General features: G+C 39.0%; 20 protein-coding genes. 16 read left to right on the forward strand and 4 right to left on the reverse strand.

Annotation, left to right across the window (positions count from 1 at the left end):
* The first annotated feature begins 2 nt into the window (after positions 1-2).
* Genes ACTQX6_RS02625 through ACTQX6_RS02660 form a run of 8 tightly spaced genes read left to right on the forward strand, consistent with a single transcriptional unit; the run spans position 3 to position 4,164 of the window.
* Complete coding sequence (locus ACTQX6_RS02625) at positions 3-608, forward strand: hypothetical protein (protein ID WP_441657244.1); 606 nt, start codon at positions 3-5, stop codon at positions 606-608.
* Positions 608-1,321 carry a hypothetical protein gene (locus ACTQX6_RS02630; RefSeq protein ID WP_441657243.1) on the forward strand — a complete coding sequence of 238 codons (714 nt, stop codon included), beginning with the start codon at positions 608-610 and terminating at the stop codon, positions 1,319-1,321. The genes ACTQX6_RS02625 and ACTQX6_RS02630 overlap by 1 nt, the downstream gene beginning before the upstream one ends.
* A gap of 9 nt (positions 1,322-1,330) precedes the next feature.
* Positions 1,331-1,645, forward strand: a complete 315-nt coding sequence (locus ACTQX6_RS02635; RefSeq protein WP_441657242.1) for a hypothetical protein — start codon at positions 1,331-1,333, stop codon at positions 1,643-1,645.
* Complete coding sequence (locus ACTQX6_RS02640) at positions 1,642-2,214, forward strand: hypothetical protein (protein WP_441657241.1); 573 nt, start codon at positions 1,642-1,644, stop codon at positions 2,212-2,214. The genes ACTQX6_RS02635 and ACTQX6_RS02640 overlap by 4 nt, the downstream gene beginning before the upstream one ends.
* A gap of 10 nt (positions 2,215-2,224) precedes the next feature.
* The gene (locus ACTQX6_RS02645) at positions 2,225-2,812 is read left to right on the forward strand and encodes a hypothetical protein (protein WP_441657240.1); all 588 of its coding nucleotides are present in this window, start codon (positions 2,225-2,227) and stop codon (positions 2,810-2,812) included.
* Between the two features lie 11 nt (positions 2,813-2,823).
* Positions 2,824-3,516, forward strand: coding sequence for a hypothetical protein (locus ACTQX6_RS02650; RefSeq protein ID WP_441657239.1), 693 nt, complete (start codon positions 2,824-2,826; stop codon positions 3,514-3,516).
* Between the two features lie 8 nt (positions 3,517-3,524).
* Positions 3,525-3,914 carry a phage baseplate protein gene (locus ACTQX6_RS02655; RefSeq protein ID WP_441657238.1) on the forward strand — a complete coding sequence of 130 codons (390 nt, stop codon included), beginning with the start codon at positions 3,525-3,527 and terminating at the stop codon, positions 3,912-3,914.
* A 7-nt stretch (positions 3,915-3,921) separates the two neighbouring features.
* On the forward strand, positions 3,922-4,164 hold the full coding sequence (locus ACTQX6_RS02660) for a hypothetical protein (RefSeq protein WP_441657237.1): 243 nt from the start codon (positions 3,922-3,924) through the stop codon (positions 4,162-4,164).
* 37 nt (positions 4,165-4,201) lie between these two features.
* On the opposite strand, the gene ACTQX6_RS02665 is transcribed toward ACTQX6_RS02660, so the two are convergent.
* Positions 4,202-4,330, reverse strand: a complete 129-nt coding sequence (locus tag ACTQX6_RS02665; RefSeq protein WP_441657236.1) for a hypothetical protein — start codon at positions 4,328-4,330, stop codon at positions 4,202-4,204.
* 46 nt (positions 4,331-4,376) lie between these two features.
* On the opposite strand from ACTQX6_RS02665, the gene ACTQX6_RS02670 reads away from it, so the two are divergent.
* On the forward strand, positions 4,377-4,610 hold the full coding sequence (locus tag ACTQX6_RS02670) for a hypothetical protein (RefSeq protein WP_441657235.1): 234 nt from the start codon (positions 4,377-4,379) through the stop codon (positions 4,608-4,610).
* Positions 4,611-4,889: 279 nt separating this feature from the next.
* On the opposite strand, the gene ACTQX6_RS02675 is transcribed toward ACTQX6_RS02670, so the two are convergent.
* The gene (locus tag ACTQX6_RS02675; RefSeq protein WP_441657234.1) at positions 4,890-5,786 is read right to left on the reverse strand and encodes a tyrosine-type recombinase/integrase; all 897 of its coding nucleotides are present in this window, start codon (positions 5,784-5,786) and stop codon (positions 4,890-4,892) included.
* 44 nt (positions 5,787-5,830) lie between these two features.
* On the opposite strand from ACTQX6_RS02675, the gene ACTQX6_RS02680 reads away from it, so the two are divergent.
* From ACTQX6_RS02680 to ACTQX6_RS02710, 7 genes are all read left to right on the forward strand, one after another.
* Positions 5,831-6,574 carry a hypothetical protein gene (locus ACTQX6_RS02680; RefSeq protein WP_441657233.1) on the forward strand — a complete coding sequence of 248 codons (744 nt, stop codon included), beginning with the start codon at positions 5,831-5,833 and terminating at the stop codon, positions 6,572-6,574.
* A gap of 3 nt (positions 6,575-6,577) precedes the next feature.
* Positions 6,578-6,844 carry a phage holin family protein gene (locus tag ACTQX6_RS02685; RefSeq protein ID WP_117447152.1) on the forward strand — a complete coding sequence of 89 codons (267 nt, stop codon included), beginning with the start codon at positions 6,578-6,580 and terminating at the stop codon, positions 6,842-6,844.
* Entirely contained in the window at positions 6,845-7,171 is a 327-nt protein-coding gene (locus tag ACTQX6_RS02690) for a hypothetical protein (protein ID WP_117446990.1), read from the forward strand. It abuts the gene before it with no gap.
* A gap of 108 nt (positions 7,172-7,279) precedes the next feature.
* Positions 7,280-8,344, forward strand: coding sequence for a peptidoglycan recognition protein family protein (locus tag ACTQX6_RS02695; protein WP_441657232.1), 1,065 nt, complete (start codon positions 7,280-7,282; stop codon positions 8,342-8,344).
* The gene (locus ACTQX6_RS02700; RefSeq protein ID WP_441657231.1) at positions 8,341-9,003 is read left to right on the forward strand and encodes a CHAP domain-containing protein; all 663 of its coding nucleotides are present in this window, start codon (positions 8,341-8,343) and stop codon (positions 9,001-9,003) included. The genes ACTQX6_RS02695 and ACTQX6_RS02700 overlap by 4 nt, the downstream gene beginning before the upstream one ends.
* Before the next feature lie 757 nt (positions 9,004-9,760).
* Entirely contained in the window at positions 9,761-10,027 is a 267-nt protein-coding gene (locus ACTQX6_RS02705; protein ID WP_441657230.1) for a hypothetical protein, read from the forward strand.
* Between the two features lie 132 nt (positions 10,028-10,159).
* On the forward strand, positions 10,160-10,438 hold the full coding sequence (locus ACTQX6_RS02710) for a DUF4176 domain-containing protein (protein WP_022789845.1): 279 nt from the start codon (positions 10,160-10,162) through the stop codon (positions 10,436-10,438).
* Here ACTQX6_RS02710 and ACTQX6_RS02715 read toward each other — a convergent pair.
* Positions 10,432-11,352 (reverse strand): hypothetical protein, encoded by a 921-nt coding sequence (locus ACTQX6_RS02715; RefSeq protein ID WP_117447146.1) that lies wholly within the window; start codon positions 11,350-11,352, stop codon positions 10,432-10,434. The two genes, ACTQX6_RS02710 and ACTQX6_RS02715, sit on opposite strands and share 7 nt — an antisense overlap.
* Complete coding sequence (locus tag ACTQX6_RS02720) at positions 11,342-12,379, reverse strand: peptidylprolyl isomerase (RefSeq protein ID WP_117447145.1); 1,038 nt, start codon at positions 12,377-12,379, stop codon at positions 11,342-11,344. Before ACTQX6_RS02720 ends, ACTQX6_RS02715 begins: the two co-directional genes overlap by 11 nt.
* Between the last annotated feature and the right edge of the window lie 50 nt (positions 12,380-12,429).

Raw genomic sequence — 12,429 nt, forward strand, 5'->3', positions numbered from 1 at the left:
ATATGGCTACTATTTTTTCAAGATTGAATATAAGCTTAACAGACCAACCTATTACACCTGAGTTATCAATGGTTCAATATGACAGTGGCCGAGGCTTAGACATCATGTTGACAAACGATGTAATACCGGATGATCCAGGAGAAGAAAGCCAAACATTGAGTGCTAACTTATATGCAGTTAAGCCTAGTGGTATGGAATTAGTGATTCCTTCTTTGTCTGTCATTCATTACGCTACGTCAGGATCATACGAAGTTAAATTTGCAAGCCAAGAACATTTCTTGAGTTTGCTAAATGAAGTTGGAACGGTGGAATGCCAAGTTGCCTTGAGAGATTCCGCAGATATCGTTACAACTTTTTCTTTTTACATTCATGTAATGAAGAACTTATCAAGAGAGATTGCAGAAGAAGCACAAATGATAGGCCGAGTATCAGCTTTAGAATTGCAAGCTAAATCACTGATTAGCGGTGATGCAGATGCAATGGCAGAAGTTCCAACAACAGAGTTAAGCACTGATGGAAAGACACTAGAAGAAAGAATAACGGATTTAGAAACTGAAATAAGAACTTATTTGTCCGGTGATACGGAAATTATGATTGAGGTGAGCTGATGAGAACTGTATATGTATCGTTAGAAAAAACAAATAGTTTTAATATCGGGCACCAATATGAACACAAAGCTACATTGGTTCAGTTCATGAATTTAGAATATCAAGGGAGCTTATATATTCGATTGGAAATAAATGATTATAAAAACATGGTTCCATTGACTGCCGATTCTTTTCTAGTTGGTAAGCCTTTAACATTTCATTCAGGTGTTGTAAAAGGGCAGTTATATTCAATGACTGCTGATGGCGATTATGAACAATTGTCTAAGGTATTCAATATGATTATCGATGAATCTATTGGATATCAAGATCCTTCTGATTATCCTGTTGATCCAAACGTTGAATTGATATATGAAGAGCTCAAAACATTGAAAACAGAGTGTACAACTGCACGTGATCAATGCAATACTGCATATCAACAATGTGATCAAGTTACCAATGCCTGTGTTAGTGCTACTCAATTATGTAATGAAGCAGTGAATAACATTGGAGATTCTATTTCTAATGCTAATGCTGCCACGCAATCTTGTAATCAGGCTACAAATACAGCCAATCAAAAGATACAGGAAATGAATGATATTTTAGACAGTTTCAGTGGATTAGATATAGATAATTTATCGCAACAAATTAATAGTTTCCAAGAAACAGTTAATCAGTTAAAAGCGGATTTAGAATCTATCTCCAATGGCACTGAAGATGTGATGGTTGAGCAATAGGAGGGGCATATGTTATATAATTTAGAATTTGAAGTGAATGGTCAGGCTTTAAAATGGTTGAACTCTGATTCCAAACTTGTTAAGGGGTCACGTAAATTCATAAAGTGTGTATTCACAGCCTCTGATGAGTTAAATGAATACAGAAAAATAGCACGATTTAAAGCGAGAAATAAAGAAGAATATATGCCAATCCTAGATGGAGAATGTATTGTACCTGACAATATCGCAAATTACAGAACATTTAACGTGTCTGTAATTAGTATGAAAGGGGAACAATACATACCAACCAATGAAGTTACTATCCGACAGGAGGTGACATCGTGAATTTAGAAGATGCTATTAGAGCTACCGAGTTATCGGAAGAAACAGTCTATTGCGAGATTGATCCTGAAACTCGTGAAATAAGTGTGCCGGAAACGTATAAAATCATCGGCGTTGAATCAGATGAGGATGTAGAAAGAGTGTGGTTTAAGTGCCCTAAAGTTGTAGGTGACAACATAGACTTATCCACGCTTTTTATTTATGTCAATTTTGAAAGTGCATCCGGCGAAAAGGATCGTTACTATTGTAATGATATGTCTGTGGATGGCGATTATATCACGTTTAGTTGGCTAATAAGTCGCAAATGCGCAAAGGCCAAAGGAATGGTGAGATTTATTGTCTGTGCGAAAAAATCACAGGAGGATGATGTTACAAACGAATGGAATACTACAGTAGCAGAAGCAGAAGTGTTAGAAGGTCTAGAACCGGATGAATCATTTGAGGAAACTTATCCGGATATAATTAATCAAATTTTGGAAGAAATAGAGAAAATCAAAGCTATGGGCGGTGCAGGTGCATCGTCTTTTTATTTAAGAGAAGACGGCCATTTGATACAGGTCATTGAGGACTAAGGAGGTAAACATGGCAAGAGAAGTTGACTTAGGATGCATTGTTCCATCGATCGGAGCAAATGGTAACTGGTACATGGGAGATGTCGATTTGGGTAAACCTAGTCAAGGCGTACAAGGCCCTGCCGGTGCCAAAGGAGATACAGGAGAACAAGGACCACAAGGACCTAAAGGCGATGATGGAACAGGTGTGAATATCAAAGGATCTGTCACATCAGAAACAGAATTACCAGGAACAGGCGTAGCCGGTGATGCCTATTTGGATGGCAACGGAAACTTATGGGTTTATGTCGGTTCAGGTGGCGACAGTACAAATGGATTATTCAAAAATGCTGGAAATATCAAAGGCCCTAAAGGAGATAAAGGTGATCAAGGCGAACAAGGGCCTCAAGGAGAAAAAGGCGAGAAAGGTGATCAAGGACTTCAGGGGCCTAAAGGTGAAACTGGATCTACAGGTGCTCCAGGTCAGCAAGGTCCTAAAGGAGATCAGGGTGAGCAAGGTCCACAAGGTCCACAGGGGCCAGCTGGCAAGGATGGAATTACTCCAGAATTTAGCCTTGAAGAAGGTCATTTGTACGTCACATATCCTGAATCTGAGTAGGAGGTGTGCACATGGCTGATAGACGTGTAGACCTCGGAAGTGTAATTGGCCCACAGGGACCAAAGGGTGATAAAGGCGATAAAGGTGATACCGGCGCACAGGGACCTCAAGGCGCTACAGGTGCAAAAGGCTCAGATGGCGTATCGGTTACATCTGTCAAGCAAACAACTACGTCCAGTGCAGATGGTGGATCTAATGTCATGACGGTTACTTTATCAGATGGCTCAAGTTCTACTTTTACAGTCAAAAACGGTTCTAAAGGATCTACGGGATCACAAGGTCCACAAGGAGAAAAAGGCGCAACTGGATCTCAAGGACCTCAAGGAGAACAAGGCATTCAGGGACCGCAAGGACCACAGGGCGAAAAAGGAGACAAGGGAGCCACCGGTGCTAAAGGTGCAACCGGGCCTGCCGGTACTACGCCAACGATTGGAAGTAATGGAAATTGGTATTTGGGAAGTGTAGATACCGGAAAGCCTAGTCGTGGAGCTACAGGGCCACAAGGTCCTAAGGGTGACACTGGAGAAAGAGGGCCACAAGGAATTCAGGGTGAAAGAGGCCCTACAGGACCTCAACCTTCTCTTTCAAACAGTCTTACTTCTACGAGCACTACTACGGCTTTAACTGCTGCACAAGGTAAGGCTTTGAATGACAAAATCAACAATATATTAAATGGTTCCGAGGGAGCCATGATTCAACAATAGGAGGTATTATGGCTTTATTTAGTTTTAAATCAAAAGGATCAGTTAAAAGGTTAGTCGACCTGGTATATCCGGTCGGCTCTATTTATATGAGCACAAATAGTACAAATCCAAGTACTTTATTTGGGGGTACTTGGCAACCATACGCTCAGGGTCGTTGTTTGATTGGCGCAGGTGAGGGAGATGACGGTACTACAAGTATGTCATTTGCGCCTGATTCAAAAGGTGGATCTTACATTCATAAAATTAGAACAATAAGTAATAGTTATGGCCTTGATGCTGGTCCAATAGGTTATAGTGGAAAGATTCTGTTTTCTGATATTGCTTCTAATTTAGAGAATCATAACATCAATTTACTAAGCCCCTACATAACCGTGTCTGTGTGGCAAAGAATAGCATAGATTATGTATGTCTTTTACTGCTAATTCATCCGGAGGAAAATATAAAACATCTATTACAGAGCAAAATTTGAGCGGAAACGTAACTATATCACGTCAAACTAATGCGTATGGTTCTCACGCAAAATGGGAGCAGTTCACCCCTAGTGGATGGGCAGTCGATGCATTAAGAGATACTGGAGATCCTGTTAATCAACCATTTAATAACTTACAACCCTACATAGTAACAAATGTATGGAGAAGAACAGCCTAAGCTGTACGTCTCCATATGTTAACCCCAATCACAGGATTTAAAATACTAAAGCTCTTAAATCCTGTATGTGAATGTACCCCATAATGTGTACCTGCATAATTGCCAATAGTGCCGGCACTTGTATCACCAATCTCACTTTGATCGAGCGTTTTATTGTATTTTCCATACTCACCTCCGGCCGTAAAAGACATACTTACACTTTTGATAAATGTATGTCTTTTACTGCCGGATCTGAACTTGGAAAATATAATCTTCCAGGTGTACCAAAGCATAAGCATCAGCAAGATTGGCCTAACTTTATTGCAGCTTATCCGGGAACAGGAAGTTCTAAAGGCTTTGTATATGACGGAAATTATAAAAAAACAGACACTACAGAAACTGGAGAAGATAAAGTCTCAATTATTCAACCTTCTATAGTTACTTATATTTGGATGCGTGTATCTTAAACGGTGCGTCTCCAAATATATACAGTTGTATATGGAGTTATAAGGCTAATTTCATTCAATGCATCAGATGTACCAAAATGTTTTGTGGATGACATAGCGCTAGTTCCCCCTGAAAAGGAATATCCATTTGCACTGCTTGGGTCATCATAGTCGAACGAATTATCCCTTAGTCGTCCCATATAAAAATGATTGTTATCGTATCCTACCGGTGAATGATGATAGTGAGTTAAATCAACTTTATATTTTCCTCCAGTAGAATCAGGCGCAAAAGACATACATTTAGTGTTGGTAGTAATCAGCTAAAAGCTCAACACATTTACGCTTTAATTCCATTTGTGGATGGACATATAAGTTCATAGTAATTGATACATTACTATGCCCAAGTATTTGCGATAGGCTCTTATAATCGCATCCACATTCTATGCATCGTGTGGCAAATGTATGGCGCAACGAATGGAATTTATGATGTGGTAATTCCAAATCTTTCAAGATGTTGTTGTAGAAGGTACGGTATTTGTTTGGTTCAATGTGTTGCGTTCGTCCGGTAATGATATATTCATCCGGTTCACCTTTTAAAAGGACTGCATATTGCATGATCCATTTATTTAAAGGTATGGACCGTGTGCTTGCTCTTGATTTAGGCGGTGTGATTCTTAAACGTGATCCTTCTTCTTTGGTGTACAGTCTTACCATTGTTTTATCAATATGGAGTATTTGTGTATCGAAGTTGATGTCAGACCATTTGAGAGCACACAACTCACCGATGCGGATGCCTGTGTGGATGGCTAATAATATTCCGAAATGTTTGTTATTGATCTCTGATTGGAGGTAGTTTATCAATGTTATCTGATCCGATTTATCGTAAATCTCAACCTCCGTAGGAGGACAGTAAGGTAACTGGATCTCAATCTTTTGATCCAATGATAATTTAAGGACTGTAATTATATCCTTAACATAGCTTTGAGCGATTCCACCTTTGCCGTCAACTCGTCCATGATCTAGTTGATCTAACACAAATTCTTGTAGGATATCGTTATTAAGATGTTCTACTTCAATATTTCCGATATTAGGAACTATCTGATTATAGACGATGTTGTAATAAACGGTATATGTGGATTCTTTTTTGTAGATTTTTTGATCTACTAACCAATTTTTTAAATGATGTTCATAAAGCATGAGAGCACTTCCTTTCATGCTTTTTATTTTAGGAGGAAAAACTCATGAGTGAAGAAATTAAAAAAGAAACAGAAGTGATGGAAGAGCCAATTGAATTAGAAGAGCCAGTGAAGGAAATGAAGATTGGGGAAGTTGACATCACTTTATGTAATGAATTATTACAATTGATCAATGATGAATTGAATTTGACTTTTACAACTGATTCCGGAATGGATGCCATTAAAACTGCATTTGAATCATGTGTATCTATCGAGTATGCAAAAAAGACATATGAAGGATATCAAATTGTTAAAGAACTACAGTACAAGTTAGATAACAAAAAACAAGATATTTATCATATCGTACTTGTCAAAGCGGAAGAAGAAGCAGAACTAACAGAAGATCAGAATTTTGCTTTGAATTTGGCCGTAATGAATATGAGTGATACCAATGCTTTAAAGTGTATCTCTATTTTCCCAACGTGGGAATCTTATATTGGTAAAAAGTTATCTGAAGGAATTCGCGTGCAGCATAAAGGTGAACTTTGGAAAGTCCGTCAGGACATTGCCACTGTACTAGAAAATCAGGCACCATCCATTGAAACTGCTGCACTCTATGAACGCATCGATGAAGAACACGAAGGAACTTTAGAAGATCCAATTCCATATGCTAAAACAATGACAGTACATAACGGTAAATACTACGTTGAAGATGGAATTATTTACAAGTGCGTTAGAGATAGCGGACAGCCATTGTATGCAACCTGTGCTTCTTTAGTTGGAAATTATTTTGAAAAAGTGGAGGGATAACGTATGGATTTTTCAACATTGACTGAATATTTTGTTTTGGTAGTTATGGTAGCTTGCCTGATTATTGGATACATCCTAAAGACAAGTTTTGATTTTGTACCGAATAAATACATCCCAACAATTTTGGCGATTGTAGGCGCTGTATTGAATGGTGTTGTTAGCGGTCCGTCCGTTGAATCGATCGTATACGGGGCACTGATGGGATTAGCTAGTACAGGACTTCACCAAGCGTTTACACGCTTTGTCGAGGGTACTAAAGAGGCAGAGTAAATGGATCAGATGTATAGCGATGTAGTCATTGCGATAGTAACCGCTTTATGTGGCTACATCGTTTGGCTTTTAAAAGATATAAGAAAAACCGCAAGAGCTAAAGATGAACGAGAGGAAAAAGAAAAACAAGCAAACCGTAAAGGTACTAGATGTTTACTCAGACAACAAATTATCGATTATCACGATAAATATATTGAACGAGGTGAAATAAGCCCTCACGGTTATGAAAATTTGCTTGAGATGGCAGAAGCATATGAGGCGCTTGGCGGTAATGGAAAAGTAAAGAAGATGGCGCTTGAACTAAAAGAGTTGCCAATTCGAGAATAGGAGGAAAAGTCATGAAAGAAGTAGAAGTTGTAACCGGAATCGTAGAAGAACCGGAACTTACACCGGAAATGGAAGAAGAGCTTTCTAACGGAAAAGGAGATGACGAAGATGCATAGTCCTTTAACAAATAAAATCATGTTAGCTAGTCCATACAACTATACAGTTGGCAGACAGGGATATAAGGTTTGTAAAATCACCCCTCATCATATGGCTGGGGTATTAACCGCTGAACAGTGTGCAGCAACTTTCCAAAATCCGAATCGTGGTGCTAGTGCCAATTATTGTATTGGTTATGATGGCGGTATCGTGTGCAACGTAGATGAAGTTAACCGTGCATGGACATCATCTAATGGTGTAAACGATTGTCAAGCTATCACGATTGAGGTATCAAACAGTCAAACCGGTGGTAATTGGCCAATCAGTGAAGCAAGTTGGAACAGCTTAGTCAATCTGTGTGTAGATATCTGCAAACGTTATGGATTTAGACTGACTTTCGATGGTACTCCTAATGGATCTTTGACGATGCATAAGATGTTTTGGGCAACGTCTTGTCCTGGACCATACTTAGAGAGCAAAATGCCTGAATTGGCGGCTACAGTCAATGCTAGATTGGATGGCGGTAGTGCTCCAAGTCCTACACCTACTCCAAGTACAGAAAAGTATGGTGTTGGAACGCAGTGCTGCACGAACACTTTGGCTACATCCAGCGCAGGCGGAAAAGTCTATAAAGGTGACTGGGAAGGTACTATTACTAAAGTGGTATCCGGTGCTCCATACCCTTATTTATTAAATAATGGTACAGGTTGGACAAATGATACGGGTATTGATACTGATCCTCATGTACCAGGTCAGACTGGAGCAGACCAAATCTTGACTGTTGGCTCTGTAGTAACATCAGTGGCTATGTCTTTATTAGCTAACGGTGGTACTCGTACTATCAACGGTGATGAGTGTGTAAACGTACCGGCATTAGGAGGATGGTTCCCGACTAAATTCCTTAGCGAATACGATGCATCCGATGGAGCAAAAGATAACTACTTAGCTAATGACAAAGCGAAAGTCTATGTGGATCAATGCACGGTGGAAGCAATTAATATCCCTTATAACTTAGCGCAGATTCACGGTATTTGGGTGTCTGCTACGCCATTAACGGAGCTTGTCAACGGTAAGTGATAACCGAGCGAAGAAATGAAGAAAATCTAGGGGATTGGTACTCTGTTTCCAATCCCTATTTTCAAAGGGGATATGGTTTACCTAATTGTACTTGCTACGCATGGGGTAGATTGTCAGAGATTTGTAACGCTCCTGTTACATTCTACGGAGGCAATGCCATCATGTGGGCGAATCGTCCTGAGATGAAACAGATACCATCTCCTAAAATAGGAAGCTGTATCATTTATTCAGGCGGTATCACCGATTCATTAGGTCGCTTGTGCGGTCATATAGGCGTAGTCGAACATTGTTATGATGATGGTTCGATTGACGTATCCATGAGCTCGTTTGGCGGTTATATGTGGCGATTATACAGGTTAAACCCTAGTGATAGTTACCACATTCCCGATTCCTACGGATTAACATTTGTAGGATTTTTTATGTATGATGGTGTACAGGCAATCTATGATCAGGAAGCACGTATCCAACAGGAGAAAAAAGAAAAGGCAGAACAAGAATTGCAAAAGTCCGTGGAACTTAGATCCATCCAACCTGTTGATGATTTATTGATACCTAAAGAAATAGAACAAAATAAGGTATATATAAATAGTATAGATGCGCTGCCAATGATGATATGTATTGGTCTGTTGCTTTTTAAGAAGCTGCTTAATTTTTGTTAGTTGAATTATAAAACTATTTTTGTTAGCTGTAGGGAGAGCAAAAGCTCTCCCATTTTTTTATTTTTAGGTCTTGATTTTTTTTTGGATTACGTAATAATTACGATGTAACAACCATGTGAAGAAGGGTGTCAACCTGCATGGAGCGTGGCTAAGAAAGGCTTTTGTCTAATGAATGATAGTTTATTAGGTAGGATGTTGTGTATGCGGTAACGTATATACAGGATGAGGAAACCTCAAACCTTAACCATGCGTGCATGATCTGAAATATGCAAAGGAACTGTCCTTGTCGTGTCTGCAATAGAAAGTCGTGAAAACACGTCCTCTCCTAAAAGTTATGCATAGGGATATGTTATAACCGCTTTAGGAAACATCCAACAAAGACATTGCGTGTGATGTTCAGAAATGAACTATAAGACAAGTAACAGGTACAAGTAGCCCATAGCGCATTTAGAGAAACAACGATTAATTTCTATTTGGAAAGCTTAATGAAATTATACATTCTGAAAGACGGGTGAAAGTTGGGAGTATTATTCTCCTCGTTGGTTCAAAGGGTAAGAAGCTTACAAGTCGCTCTTGTAAGCTCAGACTTATCTGCAACGTGTCTGAATATGCACGATCAGAAATCATGTATGAGGAAACTCAGTTATATTATTTATAGATGTTGGTTTTCATCTATCCCTCTTTTACGTAGCCGCTAAAAAGCGGTTTTTTTATTATGTATAAGTGCTATAATCCTATATGAAAGGTAGGATAAAAAATGAAAAATAAATATTTTGTAGATCGAATGACCTACACACTGCACGATAGTCCAATCGAAGGACAAAAAGAATATTGGGAAAATGATATTGATCCAATAGTTATGCAGACGGACGATTTAAAAGAAGCTATAAAAGCGTATGATGAAGAAATAGAAAACTACAAAAATAATATTGTAGAAGTTCTCCTTTGCATGAATTATGAAGGGAATATAATCCCTTTAGAAACTTATAGCAATTTAGATGAAAATATCATGATTAGAGTTTAAGAGTCGAAAAAGCGGCTCTTTTTATATACCTGAGCAATGACATAACCGTGAATGGGAGTTTGGAAGCAAGTTGGGCTTTATTGCAGGGTTAGGCTTTAAAATCAAGGTGAGCTACTAGAAAGGAGGAAAGGTTTGAAAGAGTTATTACCTATCGGAACGGTTGTTACGTTACATCAGGGAACAAAAAAGCTCATGATCATAGGACGAATCCAAAGAGAAAAAACAACCGGAAAAATCTATGATTATGCGGCTTGTCTCTGGCCGGAAGGCAGTATTGATACTCAGCATTTTTATTTATTCAATACGGAAGATGTACATATTTTATATCATATTGGTTTACAAAGCGTTGAAGAATTTCGCTTTCGAAGCATATTGGATGAACAAATAAAAAAATTAGAGGAAGATCATTGATCTTCCTCTGCCAATTCTGGGTGATTGATCAGATATTCCGGATTGCTGGTGCGCAAGGCATCAAAAATATCTTGATCATGGATTTCTAAATTGTGCTTTTTCATATAGTAAACATTACATTCCTTGGCAATATCACTGCTGGCTTTTGATACAAGAGCTTCCTGTATTTTTGCCCGGTTTTCATCGTAATCATTGCTTGTAAGGATCGCAACATAATAGGCATCGCTGGAATCGTTATCATCGCTCATAACTTCATCGATCACACCGGTTTCCTTGGCGGAATATAAAGTATTGATGACATAAGTTGGAATGGAATCTTTTAAAAGGGTAGAAACTACGATCTCTTCATTTCCGTAAGTGGCACTTTCACTGGCGTATTGATCAAATACTGTTTGTGCATCTGTTCCATCCTTGAGTGCCTGTAAAGCGTTATTGGCATCATCCTTATTGTCACACATCAAAATCTTGGCGACGCTTGGCTTGTATTCTTTTTTAATGGCTTTGGCATTGTCTTCAAAATACTTATCCAATAGTTTTTCCTGCTGGATCGTTGGGATGATGACTTTTTCAATATAGTCATCTTTATCCTTATAGCCGGCATCGATCAAGCTTTGTTCAAATTCTTTGCTTCCGGATGTATTTGTTTCATACTGCTCTTCTGCCTGTTTTTTAATATCATCTCCACGGCCGATTTCTTCATCCATGATTGCCTGTTCAATCAAAGTGACCGCCATGGTGGAACCATTTGATTTTTTGATCAGTTCATATTCTGTCCCACGTGTAACCGATACATCACCGACCTGGAATAGTACATCACCGGCATTGCTGATCTGAGCCGTTGCACCGGAGCAGGCTGTCAACATCAACAAAGAACAGCCGGCAAATACAGCCGCTTTTTTTAAATTACTCTTCATTGCTGCTTCCTCCTGTCTGATCGTTGATATAGTCTTCAATGCGTTTTTGTACATCTTCATCTTTGAACTCGATATCCAGATCTTTTGCGTTTTCCTCTACGATCTTAACACTTAATCCCTGGTTGGCTGTTAAGAAAGCCGATAAGATGTTATTGGAAACAGTCTCGTTTTTAGAATCCCAGATGTTTTGAATATCCGTTTCATCTACATGTACCTTATATAAATATTTCAGCCCAGAGCTTGAATCTGTGACTTCGATCCAGTCACTTGTCTGATCTTTTTCCAGATTTAAAGCAGCCTGAATGACTTGTGCATTCAATGTGCTGTATTGGCTGTTGACAGAATTTGCATCGACATAGCCATAAAAGCCATCATCCGAAGCCGTAGCTGTGTCTTCTGAATAAGCGGTTGCCGCATCCGCAAAAGAACCGCTGGATAAAGCTGAGTCGATATTGTCTTTTTTCTTTTGTTCATCTTCAGTTAAGGCTGTCAGATCCTGTACCTGCATCGAGATGATCGAAATCGTTCGTGGCTTTTTCTCCTGCAGGGCCGGTGTCACTTCATCGAAATGATCTTCAATGTAATCGCGCTGCATCTTGGCTTCCTTTACGGTCATCAAACAATAATCATATAGCTGATCTATACCATTATAGCCAAAAGAAGCCAGTTCAGTTTCAATCTGTGATTCGCTATTTTGAGAAGAGCTGGAAGAAGCGTTTTGTTCGATCGTTTTTTCCAGATCTTTTGCCTTTTCATCTAAATCATCTGTGGTTTTTACACTTTGATCCACTACCTGGTTATGATACAAGTTATAAAGCAGCGCTGTATCAAACGGAGCCGACTGATCATAGATGTCATTGGCGGTGATATCTTTTTTATCGATACTGGCAACGACCTGGTTGCCATCACTACCGGATTTTGCACTGACATTGTACTTATTTTCATCATATATAAAATAGGAAACAAAAGCAATGATGATCACTGCAATCACAACTACAAACCAGTTGTTTCTAAGGAATTCAGACATTGTAATCCTCCTTTAAAAATCTTTCTCAATTATAGCCAATATCGATTGAA

Source organism: Faecalicoccus sp. LCP19S3_E2 (genome assembly GCF_052121255.1).
Lineage (GTDB): Bacteria > Bacillota_I > Bacilli_A > Erysipelotrichales > Erysipelotrichaceae > Faecalicoccus.

Coding starts and splice junctions, on each gene's coding strand:
- ACTQX6_RS02625 (WP_441657244.1), top strand. CDS start 3: ATGGCTACTATTTTTTCAAGATTGAATATAAGCTTAACAGACCAACCT.
- ACTQX6_RS02630 (WP_441657243.1), top strand. CDS start 608: ATGAGAACTGTATATGTATCGTTAGAAAAAACAAATAGTTTTAATATC.
- ACTQX6_RS02635 (WP_441657242.1), top strand. CDS start 1,331: ATGTTATATAATTTAGAATTTGAAGTGAATGGTCAGGCTTTAAAATGG.
- ACTQX6_RS02645 (WP_441657240.1), top strand. CDS start 2,225: ATGGCAAGAGAAGTTGACTTAGGATGCATTGTTCCATCGATCGGAGCA.
- ACTQX6_RS02650 (WP_441657239.1), top strand. CDS start 2,824: ATGGCTGATAGACGTGTAGACCTCGGAAGTGTAATTGGCCCACAGGGA.
- ACTQX6_RS02655 (WP_441657238.1), top strand. CDS start 3,525: ATGGCTTTATTTAGTTTTAAATCAAAAGGATCAGTTAAAAGGTTAGTC.
- ACTQX6_RS02660 (WP_441657237.1), top strand. CDS start 3,922: ATGTCTTTTACTGCTAATTCATCCGGAGGAAAATATAAAACATCTATT.
- ACTQX6_RS02665 (WP_441657236.1), bottom strand. CDS start 4,330: ATGGAAAATACAATAAAACGCTCGATCAAAGTGAGATTGGTGATACAA.
- ACTQX6_RS02670 (WP_441657235.1), top strand. CDS start 4,377: ATGTCTTTTACTGCCGGATCTGAACTTGGAAAATATAATCTTCCAGGT.
- ACTQX6_RS02675 (WP_441657234.1), bottom strand. CDS start 5,786: ATGCTTTATGAACATCATTTAAAAAATTGGTTAGTAGATCAAAAAATC.
- ACTQX6_RS02680 (WP_441657233.1), top strand. CDS start 5,831: ATGAGTGAAGAAATTAAAAAAGAAACAGAAGTGATGGAAGAGCCAATT.
- ACTQX6_RS02685 (WP_117447152.1), top strand. CDS start 6,578: ATGGATTTTTCAACATTGACTGAATATTTTGTTTTGGTAGTTATGGTA.
- ACTQX6_RS02690 (WP_117446990.1), top strand. CDS start 6,845: ATGGATCAGATGTATAGCGATGTAGTCATTGCGATAGTAACCGCTTTA.
- ACTQX6_RS02695 (WP_441657232.1), top strand. CDS start 7,280: ATGCATAGTCCTTTAACAAATAAAATCATGTTAGCTAGTCCATACAAC.
- ACTQX6_RS02705 (WP_441657230.1), top strand. CDS start 9,761: ATGAAAAATAAATATTTTGTAGATCGAATGACCTACACACTGCACGAT.
- ACTQX6_RS02715 (WP_117447146.1), bottom strand. CDS start 11,352: ATGAAGAGTAATTTAAAAAAAGCGGCTGTATTTGCCGGCTGTTCTTTG.
- ACTQX6_RS02720 (WP_117447145.1), bottom strand. CDS start 12,379: ATGTCTGAATTCCTTAGAAACAACTGGTTTGTAGTTGTGATTGCAGTG.